This is a genomic window from Cutibacterium nasicola, assembly GCF_052654715.2.
The window spans coordinates 26,836-51,767 of record NZ_CP199745.2; the positions used below are offsets into that span (position 1 = coordinate 26,836).

Here is a 24,932-nt window from a genome sequence, read left to right on the forward strand (position 1 = left end):
TCAGCGCCGGTCTTACTGATCCCAGTCGTTGAAGAACGAATCGGCATCGTCATTGGTCTCATGACGGCCCTTGTCCCGTCCGCCGTGATGGCGAGTCATCGATCCGACGAGGACGCCGAGTACCAGGACGCCGAGAACCGCTGCGAAGATCAGTAGTGGCTTGCGCCCGCCGAAGGAATCCAGAAGGTTGCGCTGCGCGACGGGGACTGGACTGGTGGACATCTGCGGAATCCGGCCGTCCTGCGACTCCCCGCTCTCGTCGGGAGTGAGAGCCGGTGTGGGAGACGGGGTTGGGGAGGCAGATGACGGTGTCGGAGTTGGAGTGGGGCTGGGGGTTGGAGTGGGCGTCGATGCGTTCACCTGAACCGTCAAGGTCTTCTGAGAGGTCCCATAACGGGAGTCGACGAGCTTGACTGTGATCGTGAAAGGCCCATTCGACACATCCAACGGCACCTGGATTGTGGCCTGGAAGTTGCCGTGCGGATCGGTGGGAGTGGTGAGAGCGGCATCGCCGTCATTGCCGAGCCAGATCGCCACCTGGCTGTCGGTGACGGGATGACGATGTGAAAGGGTCACCGTCCCGTTAACGTTGAGCAACGCTCCGGGAGCCGCCACCGTCGGTTTCACAGCCGCTGTCAGGACGGTGGCCTGCGGGGTGATCGAAAAGGTGCCGCGCGCCGATGCTGCCCCGACCCCTCCAGTACCATCGAACGTCGCGGACAGCTCATGGTCCCCGCCTTGGACCGAGGACGGAAGCCGCAAGGTACTGGACCAGGTGCCGTTGTTGTCCGTCACCGCGACGGCGAGCAGCTTCCCATCCACCGCAAGATTGATGAGAGCACCTGAAACCAGTTGTCCGGTCTGGGTACGCAGGGTTCCCTTGGTCTTCACGGTGTCTGAGCGGTCGAGGGTCGCGCTCATCGACAGGTCGCCGGGTGGGGTGGCTCCCGGAGGAACGGCGTAGGCCGTTGACGTCGACCAGGGTGTTTGTATCGGACATGCCGATGGGGTCAGCATCGACATCATGGAGGCGACGAGAACCGACGTCAGGGCCAGAGCCCGACAATGCTTCGCGGTCACGCGTCCTCCTTCGGTCGATCGCGAACATGATAGGCGAGACCTCCTGATGACAGGCGGCGATGACACGGGTTCCACCCCATCTCCTAGGCTGGGAACATGCAGACTCCCATTGATGCCACGAGGACTCCCGCTTGGGGAAAGCTCACTGATCTGAGGTCCACCTTCGCCGACGGGCCGCACAAGCTGCGCCGGTTGTTCGACGCTGATCCGAAGCGTGCCGAGCGCTACACCCTCGACCTGGCCGACTTGCACGTCGACCTGTCCAAGAATCTCCTCACGGACGAGATTCGTGACGCCCTTCTCGACTTGGCCGACCAGACCAAGGTTGCTGAGCGTCGCGACGCCATGTACTCCGGAGAGCACATCAACGTCACCGAGGACCGCGCCGTCCTCCACACCGCCTTGCGTCGCCCGGAGTCCGACTCCCTCACCGTTGACGGTGGGGACGCCGTCGTCGACGTTCACGAGGTCCTCAAGAAGGTCTACGACTTCGCCGACAAGGTCCGTTCCGGGGAGTGGAAGGGAGTCACGGGCAAGCCGATCCGCACCGTCATCAACGTTGGCATCGGTGGTTCCGATCTCGGCCCCGTGATGGCCTACGAGGCCCTCAAACCCTACGTCCAGGAGGGCCTGGAGTGCCGTTTCATCTCCAACATCGATCCGACGGATGCCGCCGTCAAGACCGCTGATCTCGACCCCGAGACGACCCTGGTCATCATCGCCTCCAAGACCTTCACCACCCTCGAGACCCTGACCAACGCCCGGTGTGTGCGTGCCTGGCTGCTCGACGGTCTGGTCGGCGCCGGTGCCATCGAAGACACCGAGGAGGCCCGTCGCGCAGCTGTCGCCAAGCATTTCGTTGCTGTCTCGACCGCTCTGGACAAGGTCGAGGAGTTCAGCATCGACCCCGTCAACGCCTTCGGATTCTGGAGCTGGGTCGGTGGCCGCTATTCGGTGGATTCCGCCGTCGGTACCTCGCTGGCCGTGGCTGTCGGGCCGAAGGGATTTGAGAACTTCCTGGCCGGATTCCGCGCCGTTGACGAGCACTTCGCCACTGCTGCACCGGAGCAGAACGTCCCGCTGCTCATGGGCATGTTGAACATCTGGTACGTCAACTTCTGGAAGGCCCACTCGCACGCCGTGCTGCCGTACGCCCAGTACCTGCACCGTTTCCCGGCGTACTTGCAGCAGCTGACCATGGAGTCCAACGGCAAGTCGGTGCGTTGGGACGGCTCGGCGGTGACCACAGATACTGGCGAGATCTTCTGGGGTGAGCCGGGAACCAACGGCCAGCACGCCTTCTATCAGCTCATCCACCAGGGCACCCGCCTCATCCCCGCCGACTTCATCGCGGTGGCCAACCCGGCTCACCCGGCCAGGGATGGCGAGACCGATGTCCACGAGCTGTTCCTCAGCAACTTCTTCGCCCAGACCGCTGCGTTGGCGTTCGGTAAGACTGCTGATGAGGTGCGCGCCGAGGGCACCGACGAGGCCATTGTGCCAGCGCGGGTCTTCCCTGGAGACCGTCCGACGACGTCGATCATGGCCTCCGAGCTGTCCCCGAAGGTCCTCGGAGAGCTCATCGCTTTGTACGAGCACATCACCTTCGTGCAGGGTGTCGTGTGGGGTATCGATTCCTTCGACCAGTGGGGTGTCGAGCTCGGCAAGAAGCTCGCCCTCCAGATCGCCCCGGCCGTTTCCGGTGACGAGAAGGCCCTGGAGTCCCAGGATTCCTCCACGGCCTCCCTGGTGACCTGGTACCGGGATCATCGGCGGTGATCACTGCGGGGTGGTGTTTGGCGGCAGGGATACCGTCAAACACCACCCTAAGAAACGCTGTACCTTCGTATAGGTCGTGAACGTTTCGTTCGATTTCTGGATCTCTCTGTAAAAGACTTTAACGCAACAGCTAAGCTTACATAATAGGGCGAACTAGATCGTCGTATGTTTATGAAAATTACTGCTGGGTTGCTAGCTGAAGAGAAGGTCTAGCGCGTGGATGTATTATTGATGTCGAGTGAGTCTTGGGTTATCTCGATATTGATCGTCGCCGTCGTTATTCTTGTGGTCATTATTGGCCTTCTAGTGGCCATCCTCCGCAAAGGCGATAAGCGGTAGGGATAGCGACAGAGTTTTGGATAGGCGACGTGGTGCTGTGGTGACTTCTTTGTGCTTTCACGCACCATTGCAGTCGCTGGACGCCGCGAGTGAAACACGGGTTATACAGTGGGAGTGTGAGTTCGTACCGCCGACACCCGATTCGCACTGTGATCGTGTCGACATGCATTGCTGCCCTTGTTGCACTGTTGGGACCTTGGGCGCTGGCTGGGGCACTGTCATACGGCAGGGTTCATGACGTCGCTGACACCGAACCGCGCGACGTCGCCATTGTCCTCGGTGCCCAAGTCCTGCCCTCGGGTACCCCGTCGGCCTATCTGCGAGGACGCCTCGACGTTGCTGCGGATCTCTACCGCAGCGGCAAGGCCAAGGTCATCCTGGTGTCGGGAGACAACCGAGAGACTCACTACAACGAGCCCAAGGTGATGAAGACGTACCTCGTCAGCAAGGGAGTTCCGGCGGCCAGGATCGTCGAGGACTTCGCTGGTCTCGACACCTACGACACCTGTGTTCGGGCTCGACGGATCTTCGGGGTCGACCGGGCCATCATGGTGACGCAGGACTACCACGAGATCCGTACCGTCGCGACGTGCCGGATGACCGGTCTGGATGCCACTGGCACCCCTGACCGCTCCCAGATTCACGACAAGGTGTGGTGGAAGGGATGGGCCCGCGAGTTCGGGGCGCGCGGAAAGATGATCATCGACGTCGTCTCCCACCGCGACCCGGTCCTGGGCAAGCCCGAGGACGGTGTGGAGAAAGCCCTCAAGGCAGCCTGACGCGGAACCGTCACATGCGGAACCGCCGCGCTGATAGGTCTACCAACGACAACGACGCGGGGATGAATCGTTCCCGCGTCGTCATGTTCCGTGTCGTGGCGGATCAGAAATCGGCGGTAGCCGGGTCCCCGCCAATGCGGTTGCCACGATCCAGACCGTCGATCGCGGCGATCTGATCGTCAGACAGCTCGAAGTCGAAGACGTCGAAGTTCTCGACGATGCGCGACGGGGTCACCGACTTCGGGAACACGATGTTGCCGATCTGCAGGTGCCATCGGATGACGACCTGAGCCGGGGACTTACCGGTCGCCCTGGAGATGTCGGCGAGCACCGGGGTGTCGAGGTCCTTCGACTGGCCGAGCGGGCTCCACGCCTCTGGGTTGATGCCGCGGTCAGCTAGCACCTTGCGGAAGCTCGCCTGGTTGAAGGACGGGTGCATCTCGATCTGGTCGACGCTCGGGGTGGCTCCCTCGATGGCGTCCAGGTGCTCGGTGTTGAAGTTGGAGACGCCGATGGAACGGGTCAGTCCCTCGGACTTGAACTCCTGCAGGGCATTCCAGGCCTCCACGTAGGCGTCACCGTACTTGACGTTGGCCGGCCAGTGGATGAGGTACAGATCGACGTGATCGAGGCCGAGCTTGGACAGGCTGGTCTCGATGGCCTTGCGGGCGTCGTCGGCGTGGTGGGCGTCATTCCACAGCTTGGTAGTGACGAAGAGGTCCTTGCGATCCAGGCCAGAGGCGGCGAGAGCACGACCAACCCCCTCCTCGTTGCCGTAGATGGCGGCAGTGTCGATGTGACGGAAACCGGCCTCCAGGGCGGTGCTGACAGCCTTTTCAGCCTCGTCGGCGGGAACCTGCCAGGTGCCGAAGCCGAGCTGGGGGATGGTAATTCCGTCGTTGAGGGTGATGGTGGGAACGCTCATGATCCTCCTTGCGATTCGGTGCTCGCGTGCTTGGTCACCAGGGACAACGTAGGAACCGTCTCATCTGTTCCCCGGCGCCACCGCCCATGCTGACCCCTCTCCAAGCCGCCTCGCGCCGGGTGGAGAAGCTGATCGACGCCGTGGGAGAATAGCGCTATGTCGTCTCTTCCTACTCAGCTCGCTGCCCGGATCCAGGCCGTCACCGGCACTGATCCTCAGTTGCGCCCCGCTACGAAGCCACAGTTCGGGCATTTCCAGTCCAACGTCGCACTGCGGCTGGCCAAGGAGGAAGGACGCCCGCCTCGCGACGTCGCTGCCGATATCGTCGCCAAGCTCGATGTCGAGGACCTGTGCGAGACCCCTGACATTGCCGGCCCGGGGTTCATCAACCTGCGTCTGCGTTCCGACGTGCTGGCCCGCGTCGCATCCGACCTCATCACCGACCCCCACGTCGGCATCGTCCAGGTTGAGCAGCCGCAGCGGGTCGTCATCGACTATTCGGCCCCCAACGTCGCCAAGCAGATGCACGTTGGCCATCTTCGTTCGACCATCATTGGCGACTGCTTCAATCGGGTGCTCAGCTCTCAGGGCCACACCGTCATTCCACAGAACCATCTGGGCGACTGGGGCACCCAGTTCGGCATGCTCGTCGAGTACATCGTCGAGAATCGGATGGACGTCTCCGAGTTCGACCTGGCCGAGGTCGAGCAGCTCTACAAGGATTCCAAGAAGACCTTCGACGCTGACCCCGAGTTTGCTGACCGCGCCCGTCGTCGTGTCGTCAAGCTGCAGGGTGGGGACGAGGAGACCCTGCGCATCTGGCGCACCCTCATTGACGTTTCTCTAGAAGGGTTCAACGTCAACTACGCCCGCCTGTCGGTGTTGCTAACTGACGAGGACCTCGCCGGTGAGTCCACCTACAACGACGACTTGCCGAGGGTCGTTGACGAGCTCGAGGCCGACGGCCTGGCCGTCGAGGACAACGGGGCCCTGTGTGTCTTCGTCGAGGATCAGGACGCCCCGATGATCGTGCGCAAGAAGGATGGCGGTTTCGGCTACGACGCCACTGACCTCGCCGCGATCCGTCGTCGGGTTGGCAAGCTCAAGGCCGATCGCATCATCTACGTCACCGACGTCCGTCAGAGCCACCACTTCGAGGTGCTGTTCAAGGTCGCTCGGATGGCTGAGTTCCTGCCTGACGATGTCGAGGCCCAGCACGTTGGCTACGGGATGGTTCTTGGCCCTGACGGCCACCCGTTCAAGACCCGCGAGGGGGGCACGGTCGCCTTGGCCAGCCTCCTCGACGAGGCCGAGACCCACGCCGCGCCCAACATCGCCCTGGCCGCCATCAAGTACGCCGACCTGTCGAATGGCCTGCAGAAGGACTACGTCTTCGACGCCGAGCGGATGGTTCGGACCACCGGTGACACCGGCCCTTACCTGCAGTACGCCCACGCCCGCGTCTCCCAGATCCTGCGCAGGGCAGCCGCCGAAGCCAACCCGAACGTCGACTCCGAGGCCGACCTGGAGTCCATGGTGTGGGGTCGCATCAGCGTTCTCGACGAGCCGGCCGAGCAGCAGCTGGCCCTGCTGTTGTCGCGCTTCGGTGAGGTTGTCGAGGTCGTCGCCAACGACCTGACCCCGCACAAGTTGTGCACCTACCTCTACGAGCTGGCTGGCGCCTATTCAGTCTTCTACGAGCAGTGTCCGGTGCTTCGTAGTACCGGTGAGGTGCGCGGGTCCCGCCTGGCTCTGTGCGCCGCCACCCGTCGAGTCTTGGGGCGCGGTCTGGACTTGTTGGGTATTGACGCTCCCGACCGAATGTGATCATTGTACGTTCTGACGATGTGAATGCCGCGGCCCATTGTGGCCGCGGCATTCACGTTTGCGGTGCGGTGGGAAAAGGTATGTATTGCGCGGTATATGGGCTTTTCACAGATGAGGGTGTCGAGGCCTTCAATCCGCGAGTACCTGCTAGTCCTCCTCGGGGCGAGCGAAGAACACTCCCTCCGCTGTGGTACGTATGACCCGCGCCGCCCGCACAAAATCTGGATACGAATCATATATGTCTCGACGCGCATAGTTCACCGCTGACACAAGAGCATCGTCGTCAATCATCGGCTCCGCTTTCGCGTTCCCGCAGTTGACATACTCAGGCGAAAAAATGCGACAGGCCATCTCTGTCATCATCATGGCCACATCCTCATCATTCTCGTCCCCATTGGCCGGTGATCTCCCCATTGCCACAAGGCGAAACAAATTCTTCTGCTTGGCGTACTCATCCGCGCTGACGTCCACGCGGAGATGACCCTGCGGGGCCCAGATAGAGGCGATACCCCCGTCGGCCACGAGACTTCGGACCAACTCATGCTCGGTAGCCAATTGTGTGGCTAACGCCGCCCGTTTCGAGTCTGCGGTGAATCGCCATTCGCTCAACTCAGGATAAAGACCACCCACCTGGCTACACCACTCAACCACGCGCGCAGCAACATCCTCCATCCCCGGAGAAGATGGCCGCCAAGCACACTCTAGTGACCACATCAAAGATCATCTCCTTTTCACGGAAACGTGATTATCGAATACAAGGATATGACTGATCTTAATCTTCATAGGAACCAACCGACGCGCCGCCTCAGCAGCCGTCAGCCCGGCCTGCGATCTGCAGCTCATAGGCGCGAGAATCCGCGGGTCGATATTGCGAGTGCAATGGTGGATAACGCCCGCAGTATTGGGTGGGCATACTCGATCAAGTCGCGCATAGGAGTTGAGCCCTCACACTGTTCCCAGGGGGTAGTGTGAGGGCTCAGCTACGCAAGGTCCATCTCATCGTCGGGCTTGGAACTCCTTGTACGGCAGAGCACGTGTCCATCCGTGATTGGCGCCAGACGTACAGGCGGTCCAAGGGCCGATGATGGGCAATAACAAAAGGCGTCGACGGTCCAGCGGGCCGCCGACGCCGAGTAGCGTGAGGTGCGTCGCTCAGGCGCCGCCGCCAGCAGTGAAGATGTCGCGAGAGATCTTCTCCAACTGGGCACGCAACTCCTCGAGTTCCTGCTGGGCCTTGTCAAGGGCGGACTTGGTCTGCGGCCACGTCTCTGAGCGGAACTGCTGGGCCAGGGGGCCGTCCCAGACATTCGGCTGGCTCAGGATCTGGCCCTGGACGTCGAGCGCCTGGATCTGGTCGTTGAGACCACCCTGGATGATTCTCTGGATCTGGCTGATGGCCGACTTGGCCTCTTCCGTAGAAAGAACTCGGGACATTCTTTGCTCCTGGGTTAGATGGCCGTGGGGCCGGGGCTAATGATGTACGTCTAGCGGAGGGCCTACCCGGTAGGAAAGCCAACTGCGTGAGACAAGCAGGACGTTATCAGGGAGATGGTTCAACCGGTTCGCCTTCCCCAATAACTACCCGTTAGCCGCCTCGAGGGACGATCGCAAACTCAGGCGACGTGAGGTCAGTGAAGTTACCCACGCTGGCTCGCACCGTACACTTGGGATTCGGGTTGACCGCTGTGACGACGAGGCCATCGGCGGAGACGTTGACAGCCCCGCCACATCCATCCACAAATCGAACAGTGTTCTCGCCGCCCACCGTCTGGAGCATCGTCGAGGCCTCCCCCATTGCGGGACTGCGATAGAGCACGTTCAACTGGTCAGGTCCGCTCGGCCACACAGGCACTAGACTGATGCGGATCGTCTCGCCTCCAACCGCGCGTTTCGGGACGATCAATTGGATATCAGTGAGGCGCTGGACAGGGTAGGCCACCGACTTGGTTTCCGCGTCAGTGATCGCTTTCTGCGTAGCCGTAGCCTGATCATCGAGCCACTTTTGGAGGTCCTGAGCTGAGCCATTCTCCGGTAGGATCACCGCCTTCACGGTGACGCTGGCCCCTTTATGGATGGTGAGATCATCGATACTCCAGCCGCACGTGGCCTGGATGCCAGTAGTTGACGCCTTGTGGGGGGTCGCCTTGACATCTCCCTGCCATGACAGGGTCGGGCAGGGCTTGCCCTGTTCTAAAGGTCCGATGACTTGGAGAATCGGTCCGTGCAGTTCAGCCTTCTGAGCGGAGAAGGTAAAAGTGAGGACGGCCCCACCAGATTCATTGGACTCAGCGGACCGCTGCACGGTCAGGCCGCTGGGTAGCGTGGTATCGACGGAAGCCGCCTTCGCGCTGACCGTGTTGGTCGGCTTGTCGCCATGATTGTTCATGGTCATTGACAGCCACACAAGACCACCTACCACCAGCACAGTCCCGAGAATCACGCTGATGAGTTGCTGTGGCTTCTTGTACCAAGGGGCTTCGTTGTCCTCGAGTACCAGGGCGGGTTCTGGCTGGTCAGCGATGGGCTCCGGCGCTCGGGTTGGGGTCATAGACCGAAGCATCGTTGCACCCTCGGCGCGTCCGACATCGGGTGCCTCTCCCATTGTGATGGGCGCATGCGACTCAGCGGGCCGCTCCGTGACGATGCCACGAACTGCGGTTGCTGGCCGTTCTTCCATCACGAAGTCTTCGGGGCCACTTATCGGCGTTAGCGCAGGTTGGTTCTGGCAGTGGGCCGAAGCGTTCCGCAGCGCCGCCGCAGCCTGACTGGCGGTGGGACGGTTGGCGGGCGCCTTGTCAAGGAGCCCGGTAAGAAGAGACGCCACCTCCTCAGAAACCGGCAAGGGCGGCACGAGGGCACTCACATGCCGGTATGCGACGGCAAAGTCTGTTCCGGGCCCGGCGAATGGGGTGCGACCCCCCAGTAACTCGTAGAGCATGACGCCAGCCGCGTAGACGTCTGCTGCTGCGCCACCTTCGCCCGTCGTTATCATCTCAGGTGCCATGTACTCCGGCGTCCCGAGGAGGCCTGTGGTAGTGCGAACACGAGCAGTCAGGATGCTAGCAATACCAAAGTCGCTGACCTTGATTGCGTCGCCGGGGAGATCTTCCCAGCCCTTCTCCAACAGCACGTTGTCCGGCTTGATGTCGCGATGAATTATGCCTTGAGCGTGAGCTGCTGCCATGGCGTCAAAGACCTGCGACATGACAACCAGAGCGAGTGCCGGGGGAAGGATTCGACGATGCTGTAGAACATCGCGCAGGGAGCCGCCGTCCATGTAATCCATCACGATGGCCAACTGCTCGCCCTCGACGACAAGGTCGTGGATCGCGACGACGTTCGGGTGATGAAGATTCATGAGCAGCGAACGCTCTCGGACAAAGCGCTCAACCAACTTAGGGTCCTGCGCATGTTCGCGGTGTAAGAGTTTCGCCGCCAACACCTCGCCAGTGCGGGCGTCTTGGGCTAGCCGTACCTCACCAGTCGCACCACGGCCCAGTGTGTCCCCGAGGCGGTAGTTGGCCCCCAACGGGGCAGTGAACTCCATGCTCTTCATCCTCACGATGCCGACGCCGGCCCGAAATCCTGTCGCGCCTCAGACTATCGTGTGGCGGTGAACCTCCAGGGCCTATGCTTTAGCGGGGATTTTGGCATCTGGAAGGGACCGGTATGACTTCACAGGACTCTGGACGATCATCGCTACGCAGCAGACTTGTCGCAGGTGCTGTAGCAATCGCGTTGATGGCCGCAGGTACTGGGTGCGGTGCCAAGGATGTGGGTCAAGGGCCGGTCCACAGAGTCCTGCAGTCAGTTGAGGTGGGAATGCGGGCTGATGCGTCGATCCAGACCATCGGCAGCACCACCGTGTCGGTTGCCGATGATCCTGCCAAGGCCACCACGGTAACAACGTCCTTCCCTCCACGCGAGGTCGTAGGTGACCTGCCAGTACGCGTTCAGACCGCCTATCGAACGAAGGATAGGTCGGGCACCAATCTTGACGAGCTCAAGGGCTACAGTGGCCGAATCGAGATTGATCTGGCCGTAGAGAACCTCACTGTCAAACCCCGCGAGGTCGCCTACGACGTCGCAGGCGTCCGTAAGACCCGCACTGCGCTCATTGGCGCTCCGATGACAGTCGTCGCTTCCACTGTCTTGAACAACACTCCTGCGGGTGGCGTTGTCACAGGTGACCTCACCGACGCCAAGGTTACAAACGGGCTTCTTAGCCGCAACTCGCGGGGAATGGCCACCGTGCAGTGGGCGACCATCCTGGCGCCGCCACAGTTGAATGCCAACGCCACTTTGCGCATGGTCGCCGACGTCAAGGACTTTGAGATCCCCACCTTCAACGTTTCGGTCCAGCCTGGCCTAGTCACCGATCCTTCTGTCGCCGCTCTGCTGGACTCGTCGTTTAATCAGGACACCGGTTCTGAGATTGAGTTGCAACGCAAGACCATCGAACTCATCGGCCAGGTCAATGAAGTTCTGGCGCGCTCGTCTAAGACCATCGGCGATGTTCGCTCTAATCTTGATGCCTCGTCCAAGACACTGGGCGACAAGTCCATCGCCGAGTTGAACAGGTCGACGACGTCTGTCGCGGCATCGGTCAAGTACCTTGACCAGCAACTCAAGAGCCTCAATCAGCAGTTGTCTACGACTCTCAATAGCAGCCGCTCTATGCTGCTCTCCAAGATGCAGTCGACGGTGGCCATGATGGACGCCATGCTCGGCGATACGACAGCTACGCCGCCCACCCCGAGTGTCGACTCGAAGGGCTGCGCGTCGACCGTGGCAACTCCTCACGCCGCCACGAGCGTCTACGGCAACCTCATGCAGGTTTCTAGCCAGTTGAACGGCTATGCGACCGCAACTGATCAATGCCGGGCGCAGGTGGTCAGACAACTGTTGCTGACCGTCGGTCCGGCTACGCCGACTGTGGAGCAGTGCATGGACCCTCGTGCGTCGGGCTCGGTCACGTGTGACCTGCGCATGACCCAAATGACGATGGACAACTCGCTGCTCAAGATCAACGAGGAGGGGCAGAAACTCGTCGCTAGCCTGGACCCAACGGCCGTAAATGATGCGATAACCGGCTTTCAAGAACTTAACAGTGGTGTGAAGGACTTGGAGAGCCTCGCTGGTCATGGTGGAGTAATGGATGGTCACTACGCTGAAGCGTTGTACGACCTTCGAACCGCGAAAGGCCGCATTGAGGATGGCATGACTACCCTCCACCGCCACGCCGAAGGTCAAAAGTCCGACGTGGATGTGGCATTGGCAAGGCTGCGAGCCCAGAGGACCGAGATCGCCGACCCCGCCACCGGCATGCTGGCTCAAATGGAGGCCATCGCCGACGGCGTCTGCGAGTTGGGGCCCACCGCCAGCCTGACGAGCAGCCCCAGCGCCTCGGCGTCGGCCACCCCGGACCCCTCGGCTAGCCCTGATCCGACCCCAGCTCCGACAACCCCAACCCCGGCTCCGGCAGCCCCCTCTGCCCCCTACACGCGCGACCAGTTGCGCGCGATGTCGACAGGGACGACGTGCACTGGCCGGAGGACCCGCGCGTCCCAGCGCCCGGCCAAGTGGAAGGCCACCGATGACATGCGGACGCGCTTGACCGATCAGCTGGCAGGGATTGATGCGGCCATTAGCCTGCTCGAGAAGCAGTCTGCAGCATGGCAAGAGGTCATCAACTGGACTGTGGTAGATGCTCCGGATGACGATTCCACCACTTATCACGCCTTTAACCTCGACATCAAGTGGATCGACGATGGCATCGCTGCGTTGAAAGAAGGCCACACCTTCAGCGATTCGTATAGTCAGGAACTGAAGGCGGCGGTTGCCAGCCTGGCTGAAGGCCGGGATCACATGGGCCCCCGTCTGACGGCGCTCCAGGCGCAACAGGAAGGTCTGAGCGCCGCAATTACGGAAGGCTTCAGTCGCGCCACGGCAAACGCACGCACGGACCTTGCCAAGTCCATGACCCAGACTCAGCGACGCGTGGTCGAGGACACCTTGGTTGATGCATCAGGCGTCAGCAGCATGTTCGTTGCGTCGGTTAAGGGCCTCAACTCCGCCAGCGTGACTATCTCCCGCAACGGAACAAAGAGTATTAGGGAGGAAGACGCCCAACTGGCTGGATCCAGTGCCAAGTTGGGAGAAGCCATTGACGAGATGGTCGAAACCAATCTGGCTGACATCGCGTCAAGTTTCTCGCGTTCTTCGCGTGACTTGTCTGGCGCTGGTGCTCTACTTCAGGCTGACCTGAACAAGGTGTTGCTGGACCTCGGCGATCGCAAGGTCAAGGGTCGCGGTCTGCTCGGTGCCATGGCTACTAGTTCAGCCAAGGTCGGCTCTGCCGACTACCAGTTAGCCATGGCCTCGGGGGCGGCGACGGAGTATGCCTCGGTGCGAGGCCGCGACATCGATACACTTCTGTTGCGTCAGGCCCAGTTGAAGGCGGCTACGGAGTCTCAGGGCGAGCTTCCCGCATTCCGTGCCAAGGTTCCTGCTGGCGCCGACGCCCAAACGGTTTACAACTTCACGATCGGACCCACCAAGTGAGTAAGCGTCTTTACGCCCTTCTCATCGCAGCAGCAGTTCTTGTTGTCGCCGTAACCGGTTGGGGGGTGTGGAGCATGCAGCACCGGGAAAAGCCGCAACCACCGGCCGCTTCAGTACCTGTTCAGTTGCATGCCGACGTGCCGAAGGACACGAGCATTGCGCTGATCTTGACGCTGTCCTCTGATCCCGGGCAAGGCAGCGAGTGGCGCGATGCTGCCGCTGGCGCCGAAGTTGCCATCCATCGGTTCGCGATGTCGGGGACAAAGATCAGTCTGACGGTTTTCGACGATCACGGGACCGCGTCAGGCTCGGCGGAGGCTGTCGCGAAGGCTCGCAAGGCCCGCGTCAGCGGCATCGTATATGCATCAACCGGCGATCATCTCCTTGCGGGTGTGAAGGCTGCGGCTCACAGCGGCACCCCAGTGCTCTTGCCGTACTACTCCGATGTAGCGTCGTTGCCGACCGGCGCGTGGAGCACCGGGCCGAGTGACGAGGACATCGCTGCGGTGATGGCCAACTTGATCACGCAGCAAAAGTTGGATCCTCTGCTGACTATCAATGCCGGCGGGAAGATCCCGCAGGGGATCGAGGGTGCCCGAATGCTGCCGCTCGACCCGAAGATCGACCGCAGCGTTTCTGCCAAGGTCCTATCAAAGACTCTCGGCCGGAGTAAGCCGCAGGGGATCGTCGCTGCGGGCCCGGCTCTCACGCTGGGCCAGACCGTCGCACTAATCCAGGGCGTCGGCTCCCACGTTCCCGTCGTGCTGACGCCTGAGGCGCTTAGCCCCGGCTTCTACCAGGGGCTTGTGAAGGCCAATGGCACTGCTTCTACCGAGCTCTTCTCCGTCGGAGCGGCGAGCGGTGACGCACAGAGCCTGGGCACCGACGAAGCGGCCCGATCCATGTCAGCTTATCTCGCCGGACTGCGCTTGCTGGCTGCCGACCCCGGTGCCAAGAACCCGGTAGGGGATGACTCCTTCAGCACTGTCGCCGCAGTAGCCGATAGCCGTAGCCACGACGCCGTCGTGGCGTTGGTTCGCGCAGTGGAGAAGGCACAGGTGAAGGACTCTGGGGCAGTGTCGGCCAGTCTTGCCAACATGACCGTTGGATATGACCAGGGAATTACTGGGAGCCCGCTGGACTTCACGCGCCCGGCGGCGTTCCCGAAGGACCGCGTAGTTCCCCTCAGTTCCGGACAAGACACACTTGGGCTACGGCCAGCTCCGGCGTCGGGGGTGGCTCCGCTTGTGTGGTTCCCTGCTCGGCCATAGCGTTCGTAAGCGTCCCTCGGGGTCGAGCTCCACCATCTCTGACAACCATGTAGAAGGAGTAGGCGTGCGCCTTCAGTTCAATCTCGACTCAGTCCAGCGCGACCTAGATGTGGCTCGCTTCTCCGCGAAGGCTACCCTGGCTGACTTGGTCGAGAATGTGACCGGCACACGTCCGGCTGCGGATAGTACTCTGTGGCTTGACGACCGAGAGGTCCGCGCCGACAGTTTGCTTGCTCGGCTGGAGTTGCTCGATGGCATGCGTATCTCTCGCGAACCCTTGCGTCCGGCGCTTCCTCTGAAGGGGTGGAGTATCACCCAGGCTGGAGGCATGGAGGCTGGCAGTGTCTTGCAGCTTCCCGTTGACCGACCGTTGGCCATCGGCCGTTCTCCTCATGCCGACCTCTCGATCGCTTCCGCCAGCGTTTCATGGGATCACGTCCACATCCAGCGTGACGATGTTGGTCTTCGAGTCATCGATCAGGGTTCTACGAACGGCACCTTTGCGTATTCCTCGGAGGCCGACGGACTTAAGGTGGACTCATCCGCAGGGCAGTCTGTCGCCGTCGATACCACGTTGGCCGTGGGCGGCTCGACCCTGCTGTTGCGCGAGAGCCTTCAGGAGAATCCCGCGCCGCGCGCTGGATCGCTGCACAATGTCACCCCAGCAGGTACGGCGCCGTTTAACCGGCCTCCGCGCCCTGGCCAGCCTCCACGGCCGGATCCGATTGTCTGCCCCGAGCCCAAGGAAATCCCTGACGGCGCAAAGTTCAACATCATTGCGGTGGTCGTGCCGCTGGTCATGGCGGTCGCCATGGTCGTGGTGATGAAAAACCCCATGTACGCCATGTTTGCGGTTCTGAGCCCGGTGATGGCCGTCGGCTCGTGGTATGAGCAGAAGTCGCGCCGTAAGCAGGAACGCAAGTCTGAGGACAAGCGCTTTGCGCTCGCCCTCGAGACGCTGCGTCGGGACCTGGCCAAGGCTGCATCCGAAGAAGCCGCGCGGCGGCGCGTCGAGTGCCCAGACCCAGCGACGACACTTCGTGTTGCGGCGATCCCCACCACCCAGTTGTGGCAGCGCCGCTTTGGTGCCCACGACTTCCTTAGTCTCCACGCAGGGATGGGCGCTGTGCCATGGGATCCGCCCGTTGAACGCTCTGGGGCAGGCAGGCCTGATGAGCGAGTTCGCAAGGTCATTGCGGCCAGCATGATTCCGTGCTCGCCTGTCGAGGTCAACCTCAGCGACGCCGGAGTCGTCGGCATCGTCGGCGACCGTGACGGAGCTCTCGCTCTTGCACGCAGCCTCGTGTGCCAAGCCGCGGTTCATTCTGGCCCGGCTGATGTCACGATCGGCGTCTTCTGCGACCAGGGCCGTGAAACCGATTGGGAGTGGACAACATGGCTGCCGCACACGCGGCGCCTCGGCAACGCCTCGGCTGATCGCTGGTTTTCGCACGCTCGCCAGCGTTCCAACGAAATGCTGCGTGGCTTGCGTGACGAGATCCAATCCCATCCGACGATGTCGGTATTGCTTGTCCTCGACTCCGATGTCCTCACGGAGGGCCGCGAGTCTCCCGCCCGATCGCTGCTGGGGTTTGGGCGTCATATGAATAAGCAGGCTTCTTCCGCACGTGAGATGTCCCGGGAGGTTTCGGGGATTGTTATCGCAGCGGCGGAAGATCAACTTCCTGCGGCCTGTACGGTCGTCGTGACTGTGGCTGATGACGCAGCCGCGACAGTGACCCGCCCGGATGATCTCAAGAAGGTCGACGACGTGGTCCTCGCAGGTGTGACCTTGGAACGCGCCCAGCGCTGCGCCCTCGACCTTGCGCGTTTTGAAGACCCTGAACTCAAGACTCCGGGTGCCGCCCTACCCAGCCTGGTGCGACTACCGCCCCTCATCGACCTGGAGGCCCCGACGGCCGGCAAGATCCTCCACGCCTGGGAGACTTCCCGGGGAGTATCCACCCCGGTGGGGGTTGGCGAGAACGGCGTCTACAGCCTCGATATCGTCAAGGACGGCCCGCATGGTCTGGTTGGCGGAACGACGGGTTCCGGCAAGTCGGAGTTCCTTCGATCAATGGTAGCTGGCCTGGCAGCCTGCAACGCGCCGACGAAACTCACCTTCATCTTAATCGACTTCAAGGGCGGTGCGGCCTTCGCTGCCTGTGAGCGCCTGCCGCACACCATCGGAACGATCTCCAACCTCGACGAGCAGTTGGCCAACCGTGCCTTACGGGCCCTTGAAGCTGAAATGGAATATCGCCAGCGACTGTTCGCTGCGGCTGGCGAGGGAGTCGACAACCTCGACGCTTACATCCGGGCTAAGCCTTCAGAGCCGCTTCCGCGCCTTCTGCTCGTCGTCGACGAGTTCGCCATGCTGGCCAAGGATTTTCCGGAAGTACTGAGTTCACTGGTGCGCGTCGCCACGGTCGGGCGAACTCTGGGCGTCCACATGATCCTTGCCACTCAGCGCCCTGCCGGGGTTGTCAACGACGACATCCTCGCTAACACCAACCTTCGCGTAGCGCTGCGTGTGCAAAGCCGCGAGGACTCTAACAACGTTATCGGTGTTCCCGACGCTGCCGCTATCGCCAATGCGCAGAAGGGGCGCGCATACGTAAAGCTCGGCCAGGACGACATCACTCCGGTCCAGACCGCCTTGGTTACAGGTGCGGCGCAGAATGACCAGGACAACGCGATCGAGATCCAAGAGCTACGCGACGGTGTGCCGATCCCCAACCCTCCCAAGCCCACGCGCAAGGACGCTAAGTCCGATCTGGACTTGCTGATCGACGCGATTGTCGAGGCGAACGAGAAAGCTGGCTACGCCCCACCGCGGCCCGTGTGGCCCGAGGCGCTGGGTGAACGAGTCGATCTAGCAGGCTTTGAGACAGGGCCAATTGAGGGACGCCCGCCCCTCCCAACGGCGGGCGAGGTCGTTGGAGAGCAGGTCAACTTCGCGGTCTCCGACGACCCGGACCGCCAGCGCCAGATCCCTGGTGGTTGGGATATGGCCGGTGGAAACCTCATGCTGGCCGGGATCCCGGGGTTTGGCACTACGACGGCCTGCGCGACAGTCGCGCTGACCTTGGCGCAGCATTACGCCCCGAAGGATCTTGACCTGATCGTGCTCGACATGGGTGCCCGCGACCTCGAGCCCCTTGAGAAGTTGCCCCATACGTCGGCCTATGTCGGCTCCGGAGCAGGCGGACGTGAGAAGCAGATGCGCCTCCTGCGCTTCCTCCGGCAGGAGCTTGAGACCCGTCGGGCCACCTCGGGGCCGTACCGGCGCATGGTTGTCATCATCGACGGGTTGGCCGCCCTGCGTGACGAGTACCAAGATTTCGAAGGCATGGCTCTGCTGGAGGGGATGTACCGCGCCTACGCTGACGGCCCAGATCTCAACATGCACTTTGTCATCACGACCAGCCGGGCACGCGCTATCCCTTCCGCCATCGACGAGGTCACCACTCAGAAGTGGATGTTCCGCCTAGCTGACCCCTATGACTACAGCACAGGTGGCCTGAAACCCGCTGAGGCCCCGTCGCCGGTTCCCGGCCGCTGCGTGCCTAGTGTGACCAAGCTGCAGACGCACGTCGCAACCCCTTCTGTTCCGCTGTCTGACGCGGTGGCAGTCATTGCGAACCGCTGGGGCGCACCCAATAAGGAGCAGGTGGTTCGGGAACTGCCCGACCACGTCAGCGTGACTGAACTAGACGCGGTAGCGCACTTGGGCGATGAGCCCTGGCGGATCCCTATCGGTCTCCGGGAAGCAGACATGGCCCCGCAGTATCTCGAGCTCTACGAAGGTGAGCACATGCTCATCGCCGGCCCCGCTCGATCGGGCAAGTCGACATTGCTGATGGGCCTTGCCGAGTCGCTGCGTACGAGCGCGGTGGCAGAAGGGACCGACCTGGCTGTGTGGGGTATCGGCTCCAAGCGTTCCCCCATCGCTTCTTCCGATCTTGACAACGTGGCGGTTGGCCCCGACGAGATTCCGGCGCTGGTGGCGGCCGCGCGTATGCGGACAGCGCCGTTAGTCCTGCTCATCGATGACGCCGAGCGCTTCGACGATGCAGATCAATCCATCACGGACCTGGTGGGATCAAATCTGCCGCACGTCCATGTGATCGCCGCGGGACGTTCAGACGACTTGCGTAGTCTGTACTCGCATTGGACGAAGGTCGTGCGTAAGTCTCGTTGCGGGGTCTTGCTGGTCCCCAATCGTGACTACGATGGTGAACTCTTGGGCATCACGGTCCCACGCTCGGCCCCGGTGCGGATCAGTTCTGGCCGAGGCTACGCATGCATGGGCGGCCAGGGGGCACTTATCCAGGCGATGTCGCCTACCGGCAGCACCTTCTGACATCGATAACCTCAGGGAAAGCCTGCTGGCGTGAGCTTCTGAGGCGTTAGATTGCTTCCTGGTATTTCGTCAACACTCTAGTGTCCCACCCGAGAGGCTGAACCATGGCCAATTCCGACGACTACGATCTCGACAAGTTGTCCGGCATGTCGCCCGTCGCCTATGACTTTGGCGTCGCGTCTGAGACTCGCTCGGTGCTGCGTGCTGCCGCATCGGCGCTCCGCGGCCAGCGGGGGGCACGGGCAGCTGCGCGTAACAAGGGTTCTGAGGGCTTCGAAGGGTATTACGCAGAACTTTTCGAGGCCAACGGGACCCAGCAGTTGAATGACCTCGACGAGATCGCTAGCAACCTCGACGATGCGGCTACTAAAATCGATACCTTAGATCAGGCGGCCCGCGACGAAAACAAGCGCCGTGCCGACGCCGCCGCTTGGGCGCAGCGTCGCAAGGACCGAGGCGACTTTGCCCAGTTCTTCACTGATGTTCTCCACACTGACGACATGCCTGAGCCTAACTTCTCTGAGAAGCTGGACGGTCCAACGGCCTGGGCGCCGGCTACGCCGCCGCCGCCGCGAAAGGCGCTTGAGGGTCAACGTAGTGCATATGGGACATCTGCGGGTAACACCGACAATTTGCAGTCCTTTAGCAGGCAGACTGCCAGCCTGAATGACTCGATGCTTCCCCACCCGGGGAAGGTAGATGCGGCGCTGGCCGCCTTTGCACGATCCTGCTCGTGGGTGACTTTTGATGCTTCTAGTGTCGCCGCCGCTCTTACCGCGTGGAACAAGGCGAACGTTGACGAGATCACGTGGGCCGACAGGGTGCGCGAGCTTTTTGTGAATGCTGGCGGCACGGGCATGGCGGTGCCCAATAGTGCGCTGGATGCGGCTCTGCAGGCTAGCGGCATCTCGTCGTCTCGCGACGACATCGTCGTCGATCCTCCCACCGCTATGGGTGGCCAGCCGACGTCGGGGTTTGCTGATGATCCGGTTAATGCGGCGACGGGGAATTTTGTTGAGCCGCAGGTGGATTTGGGTTTCACTGGTGGGTCGGCGACCCTTGAGTGGGGCCGTGTGTATAACTCTATGTCGCAGGTGTGTGGGGCTTTTGGTCCTGGCTGGTCGAGCCTGGCTGAGTCTCGCTTGGTGGTTACGGACGAGTCGGCGCGTTGGGTCCAGGCTGACGGGCGTCATATCGTGTTTGGTCGCATGGGTGAGGGCTGGGGGCGCGCCCAGTGTGAGAATTTGTGGCTTGAGCAGCCGACTGGCATGGGTGGCGTGGCTTTCCTTATCCGTGACAATGATGGCGGGAGTTTCGCGTTCAGTCAGGCGGGTCGGCCGGTCTTCCAGGATCGGGGTCCTGGCTCGCGTGTTGCCTTCACTTATTCCGAGGATCGCCTCGTTCGCCTGGAGCATGAGTTCGGTCGGGCAGTCGAACTGGTGTGGAGCCAGGATGGTCGCCGCGTTGTCGAGGCATTGGCCAGTGATGGTCGCCGGGTCGGCTATGTCTACGATGAGCAGGAACGGCTGGTTGAGTCCACTGGTGATACCGCTACGCATCGGTACGAGTGGAACGAACAAGGCTTGATGTGCCGTGTCGTTGATGCTGATGGTGTGGTCGAGGTGGACAACACCTATGACGGGCAGGGCCGTGTTGTCACTCAGCGTTCCCCACATGGTCGCCTCTCGCGCTACTCCTATTTGGGGGGCCGGGTGACTGTGGTCTGTGACGAGGACGGTGCGCGCGCTAACACCTATGTCCACGATGGTAAGGGTCGCCTGGTCGGCGTCGTTGACGCTGAGGATCACCGCCAGTCGGCGTCGTGGGATCGCTTTGGTAATCAGGTCATGGTCACTGACCGTGAGGGTCGTACCGTGGTGCGTAGTTTTGACACTCGGGGACATGTCATCGCTGAGCAGACCGTGTCGGGTGCCCGCATCGAACAGGACTTTGACGAGCAGGACCGCCTCATCGAGGTCCGCGTCATCAACGACGATCAGGTTTCGGTGACCGAGATGGTCTATCAGGGCGATAACCGGAACCCGGCGCGTATCGTTGACCCGGTCGGCGGGGTCACGGTGCTGGAATGGGACGGTTCGCTGCTGACCAAGGTTGTTGATCCCACCGGTGTGACCTTGACGATGGGCTACGACGCCCACGGTGACCTGGTCTCTACTACGAATGCTGCGGGTCACACCGCACGGTTGGAGCGCGACGAACAGGGCCGGGTCGTGGCGGCGATCACGCCGCTGGGGCATACCACCCGTTACCGCTACGACGAGCGCGGCATGTGCGTCGAGCGCATCGACCCCGACGGCGCGGTGTGGCGTTTCGAATATTCCGCTGGTGGCCGGCTGTTGGCGACGGTCGATCCGCTGGGTGGGCGTGTGGAGGTTGAGCGTGACGAGGCTGGCGAGGAGTCGGCCACGATCGACGAGCTGGGACGGCGAGTGGAGCGTCGGGTTGACGATCTGGGTAACTTGACCAGGGTCGAGTTGCCGGATGGTTCGGCCTGGCAGTTCTCCTACGACGCGATGTCGCGGATGCAGTCCATGCAGGATGCTTCTGGTGGGGTGTGGCAGTTCTCCTACGACGCTGAGGGCACGTTGAAGGCCACCACCGATGCCACTGGCGGTGTGCGGCGCTATGAAACTAACCAGATGGCCCTGCCGACCGCCTACCTTGATGACGGCAAGCGCGAAGAGGCGGTCTATGATCGTCTCGGGCGCATGGTCTGCCATATCAACGCCGATGCCACGTCCACTAAGACCCGCTACGACCTGGCGGGTCTACCTGTCGAGATCATTGACGAGGCGGGCGGTGTCACCTCGATTGAGCGTGACCTTGCCGGTCGTCCTGTAGCCGTCACCCAGCCGATGGGCCAGACTTTCCGTTACGAGTACGACGAGTGTGGTCGCTGGGCTGCGACGATCTCGACTGGCGGTGACCGCTACGAGATGATCTACGACGCCGACGGTCGTATCGAGGGTGAGGTCTGGCCGACTGGTGAGCGCGTCACGACAACCTTCGACGAGTGTGGTCGTGCGGTGGCGCGTCGGGAGCCAGGGCGCGGCTTGACGCGGTTGAAGTACGACAAGCTGGGCCGGGTCGTGTGGTCGCAGGATTCCTGGTACGGCACGCGTCGCTTCCGCTACGACGCGGCGGGCCAGATGAGTGAGGTTGTTAACGCCGCCGGTGGTGTGACCCACTTCGCCTACGATGAGCTGGGCCGCATCGGCGAGGTCACCGATCCGATGGGCGGGGTGACCCGGCACACCTACGATCCGATGGGTCGTCTGCTGACCAGCACCGATCCGCTGGGGCGGGTCACGCGGTACTCCTACGATGCGGCTGGCCGCGTCACTCGGCGTGTTGATGGTGCGGGGGCGTCGATGTCGTGGGTCTACGATTCGGCTGGTCGCCAGGTCGAGGAGTGGGTCAATGACACGCTGCTGGCTGCCACCACCCGTGATTTCGTCGGTCGTACGACGACGATCGTGGAGGGTGATGCCCGCCACGAGTTGCGCTTCGATGTCCGCGGTAACCTGCTGTGGCGTGGTCGCGGCGACCAGGGGGTGCGCTGGGAGTATGACCAGAATAGTCGTCGTACCTGCATGATCCGCCCGAATGGGCAGTCCACGTCGTACGAGTATGATGCGAACAATCGGGTCAGCGCCTTCATCCAGGAGGGTCTGGGTCGGGTGGTCATCGACCGTGATTCGCTGGGACGCATCGTCAGCGTCTTCGCTGACGGCCTGTATGCCTCATGGGAGTATGCCGACGGCGCAGTGGTGCGCCAGCGTGTAGAGCGCAACGGCTTCATCAGCGAGTCGGTGATCACCCGTGACGAGAACGGTCGGGTCGTGGCAGACAAGACTGACGGCATCACGACTTTCTACTCCTACGACCAGACCGGTCAGCTGGTTCGGGCCCAGACCAGCGAGGGCTTGGTCACCACGTGGGAGTATGACGCTAACGGCCGGATGGTTGTCGAGGATGCGGCTGGGACGGTGTCGCGGTTCACCTATGATGCCGCCTCGCAGCTGGTGTCGGTGACCAATTCTGACGGCACGACCACCTACGCTTATGACGATGCCGGTCGTCGTGTGCGTGAGCAGGGGCCGGCAGGTGAGCGTCGTTTCACGTGGGATCCGCGTGGTTTCTTGGATTCGATCACGCAGATCAACCATGACGGCGACAAGGTCGCCGCGCAGACACAGCGGCTGTGGGTCGACGCGCTGGGTGAGCTTGCTCGCGTCGATCAGGACAGCGTGTGGTGGGACTCGTCGTCGTTCATGCCGACGCTGGTCCAGTACGGGGCGCGCTCGGTGGTTACCGAGGCTGGTGTCACTGGCATGGTCGATGGCCCTGACGCCTCGTGGCTTCCGCCGCAGTGGTCGGCGCGTGACCACGGCGGCAACCCGATGGATCCGTGGGCGGTCGCGACGAACGTGGGGGTGTCTGCTCAGGGGTCGTTGCTGGTCCAGGGCATGGAGTGGATGCAGGCGCGTGTCTATGATCCGGCCACGCGTGGGTTTTTGTCGACTGATCCGTTGCCGGGTGTGGCTGGTGCCGGCTGGTCGGGTAATCCGTATGCGTTTGCCGGTAATGATCCGGTTAATTTTTCTGACCCGTTAGGGCTTCGCCCGCTCACTGATGAAGATCTTAAGGGTTATCGCGATGCGGCCCGGTCTCCGTTGGCCAAGGCTGCCGATGCGGCTGGTGGCTGGTTGAAGAACAACTGGGAATACGTTGCTGGTGGCGCGATGGTTGCTGCCGGTGGTGTGCTCATGGCCACGGGTGTGGGCGGGCCGCTGGGCGGTGTCTTACTGGGTGCTGGTATCGACACGATCGCGCAGAAAGCTACCACGGGGTCTGTCACGTGGGGCGAGGTTGCGGTCTCGGGTGCTGCCGGCCTGGTCGGTGGCGGGTTGGGGGCTGCAGCTGGCAAGTGGGCCGCCGGTAAGGCGGCGACGTGTCTGGGTAAGAACGTGGTTTCTGGTCTGACGGAAGGTGCTATCGACGGTGGTATCGGCCAGGCTGGGGCCTACTGGGCCGGCCCTGGCCCCCATACCCTGCGTGGCGGTTTGAAGGCTGTGGCGGTCGGTGCTGCTGGTGGGGGCCTGGTGGGTGGTGGCGCGGGTGCCCTGTCCACGGTGACCGATGTGTCCCGGCACGGCTGTTTCGTGGCCGGTACCCAGGTGTTGATGGCTGATGGCACCTCGAAGAACATCGAAGATGTTGTTGCCGGTGACATGGTCGCCGCGTACAACCCGGAAACGGGCCAGGCTGAGCCCGGTGAGGTCACTGACACCTACATTCATGACCAGGTCGCGACCTGGCAGGTGACGACTGAGTCGGGCACGGTGACCACCACCGCCGTGCACCCGTTCTACGTCGATGGTAAGGGCTGGGTCGAGGCCCAGGATCTACGTGCCGGCGACCAGCTCTACGACGAGACTGGTAGTCTCGTGACGGTCGTGTCGATCCAGGCCACCGGCGAGATCGCCACGGTCTACAACGTCACAGTCAAAGACCTGCACAACTACTACGTAGCCGACGACAGCAGCTGGGTCCTAGCACACAACGGAACCGCTACCGGTTGTGGTCTCGGTGGGCCTGGGGAGTGGGGGCCATCGAAGAATCACGGCAGTGCGAATGCTCGAGCCTATGAGTTGCAGATCACGGGTCGGCCTGAAGGCTACTATGTCAATGGTGTCGAGTTTGACGGTTACCAGGATGGAGAACTCCTTGATGCCAAGGGGCTCGGATATGCGAAACTACTACCCGCGGAGTGGAGTACGGCTGATGAACAGCTCAGGGATGCTGCTGACCGCCAGCTAGAGGCGGCGGGGTCAACGCCCATCCATTGGATATTTGCCGAAGAAGAGGCTGCTCGGGAGGCGAGTGAGATCATTCCTGCGAAGATTAAGATCAGTCATGTGCCTTTTCTTCGGTAGTTTCGTTGTTGTGAACAGGAGATGATGTGTGATGTGGTCATT

The 24,932-nt window shown here is 62.1% G+C and carries 12 protein-coding genes; 7 read left to right on the forward strand and 5 right to left on the reverse strand.

Annotated elements, in window-relative coordinates:
- Positions 1–12 precede the first annotated feature (12 nt).
- The gene (locus ACUCCZ_RS00140; protein ID WP_435917436.1) at positions 13–1,080 is read right to left on the reverse strand and encodes a hypothetical protein; all 1,068 of its coding nucleotides are present in this window, start codon (positions 1,078–1,080) and stop codon (positions 13–15) included.
- Positions 1,081–1,176: 96 nt separating this feature from the next.
- Between ACUCCZ_RS00140 and pgi the strand changes: the two genes are divergently transcribed.
- Positions 1,177–2,859, forward strand: coding sequence for a glucose-6-phosphate isomerase (gene pgi, locus ACUCCZ_RS00145; RefSeq protein ID WP_435917435.1), 1,683 nt, complete (start codon positions 1,177–1,179; stop codon positions 2,857–2,859).
- A gap of 488 nt (positions 2,860–3,347) precedes the next feature.
- Positions 3,348–3,977, forward strand: a complete 630-nt coding sequence (locus ACUCCZ_RS00150; RefSeq protein WP_435917686.1) for a SanA/YdcF family protein — start codon at positions 3,348–3,350, stop codon at positions 3,975–3,977.
- Between the two features lie 103 nt (positions 3,978–4,080).
- Here the strand turns inward: ACUCCZ_RS00150 and ACUCCZ_RS00155 are convergent, their stop codons facing one another.
- Entirely contained in the window at positions 4,081–4,902 is an 822-nt protein-coding gene (locus tag ACUCCZ_RS00155) for an aldo/keto reductase (protein WP_016666319.1), read from the reverse strand.
- Positions 4,903–5,058: 156 nt separating this feature from the next.
- Here ACUCCZ_RS00155 and argS point away from each other — a divergent pair, with 156 nt between their 5' ends.
- The gene (argS, locus tag ACUCCZ_RS00160; RefSeq protein WP_435917434.1) at positions 5,059–6,729 is read left to right on the forward strand and encodes an arginine--tRNA ligase; all 1,671 of its coding nucleotides are present in this window, start codon (positions 5,059–5,061) and stop codon (positions 6,727–6,729) included.
- Positions 6,730–6,876: 147 nt separating this feature from the next.
- On the opposite strand, the gene ACUCCZ_RS00165 is transcribed toward argS, so the two are convergent.
- The 3 genes from ACUCCZ_RS00165 to ACUCCZ_RS00175 form a co-directional block, all read right to left on the reverse strand.
- Positions 6,877–7,401, reverse strand: coding sequence for a hypothetical protein (locus tag ACUCCZ_RS00165; protein ID WP_435917433.1), 525 nt, complete (start codon positions 7,399–7,401; stop codon positions 6,877–6,879).
- 480 nt (positions 7,402–7,881) lie between these two features.
- Complete coding sequence (locus ACUCCZ_RS00170) at positions 7,882–8,163, reverse strand: hypothetical protein (RefSeq protein ID WP_004809539.1); 282 nt, start codon at positions 8,161–8,163, stop codon at positions 7,882–7,884.
- 151 nt (positions 8,164–8,314) lie between these two features.
- A complete protein-coding gene (locus ACUCCZ_RS00175) occupies positions 8,315–10,276 on the reverse strand; it encodes a serine/threonine-protein kinase (RefSeq protein WP_435917432.1) in 1,962 nt (653 codons plus the stop codon).
- A 581-nt stretch (positions 10,277–10,857) separates the two neighbouring features.
- Between ACUCCZ_RS00175 and ACUCCZ_RS00180 the strand changes: the two genes are divergently transcribed.
- The 4 genes from ACUCCZ_RS00180 to ACUCCZ_RS00195 all read left to right on the forward strand — a co-directional run bounded on the left by ACUCCZ_RS00180 (position 10,858) and on the right by ACUCCZ_RS00195 (position 24,890).
- Positions 10,858–13,293, forward strand: coding sequence for a hypothetical protein (locus ACUCCZ_RS00180; RefSeq protein ID WP_435917431.1), 2,436 nt, complete (start codon positions 10,858–10,860; stop codon positions 13,291–13,293).
- The gene (locus tag ACUCCZ_RS00185) at positions 13,290–14,564 is read left to right on the forward strand and encodes a hypothetical protein (RefSeq protein WP_004809534.1); all 1,275 of its coding nucleotides are present in this window, start codon (positions 13,290–13,292) and stop codon (positions 14,562–14,564) included. Before ACUCCZ_RS00180 ends, ACUCCZ_RS00185 begins: the two co-directional genes overlap by 4 nt.
- A gap of 64 nt (positions 14,565–14,628) precedes the next feature.
- On the forward strand, positions 14,629–18,930 hold the full coding sequence (locus tag ACUCCZ_RS00190) for an FtsK/SpoIIIE domain-containing protein (protein ID WP_435917430.1): 4,302 nt from the start codon (positions 14,629–14,631) through the stop codon (positions 18,928–18,930).
- A gap of 104 nt (positions 18,931–19,034) precedes the next feature.
- Positions 19,035–24,890: a polymorphic toxin-type HINT domain-containing protein gene (locus ACUCCZ_RS00195; RefSeq protein WP_435917429.1), complete on the forward strand. Its 5,856-nt coding sequence runs from the start codon at positions 19,035–19,037 to the stop codon at positions 24,888–24,890.
- Positions 24,891–24,932 lie beyond the last annotated feature (42 nt).

What these genes read in the sequence shown, in the direction of transcription:
- pgi (WP_435917435.1), top strand. Translation starts at nt 1,177, where the DNA reads ATGCAGACTCCCATTGATGCCACGAGGACTCCCGCTTGGGGAAAGCTC.
- ACUCCZ_RS00155 (WP_016666319.1), bottom strand. Translation starts at nt 4,902, where the DNA reads ATGAGCGTTCCCACCATCACCCTCAACGACGGAATTACCATCCCCCAG.
- argS (WP_435917434.1), top strand. Translation starts at nt 5,059, where the DNA reads ATGTCGTCTCTTCCTACTCAGCTCGCTGCCCGGATCCAGGCCGTCACC.
- ACUCCZ_RS00165 (WP_435917433.1), bottom strand. Translation starts at nt 7,401, where the DNA reads ATGGAGGATGTTGCTGCGCGCGTGGTTGAGTGGTGTAGCCAGGTGGGT.
- ACUCCZ_RS00170 (WP_004809539.1), bottom strand. Translation starts at nt 8,163, where the DNA reads ATGTCCCGAGTTCTTTCTACGGAAGAGGCCAAGTCGGCCATCAGCCAG.
- ACUCCZ_RS00175 (WP_435917432.1), bottom strand. Translation starts at nt 10,276, where the DNA reads ATGGAGTTCACTGCCCCGTTGGGGGCCAACTACCGCCTCGGGGACACA.
- ACUCCZ_RS00180 (WP_435917431.1), top strand. Translation starts at nt 10,858, where the DNA reads ATGACAGTCGTCGCTTCCACTGTCTTGAACAACACTCCTGCGGGTGGC.
- ACUCCZ_RS00195 (WP_435917429.1), top strand. Translation starts at nt 19,035, where the DNA reads ATGGCCAATTCCGACGACTACGATCTCGACAAGTTGTCCGGCATGTCG.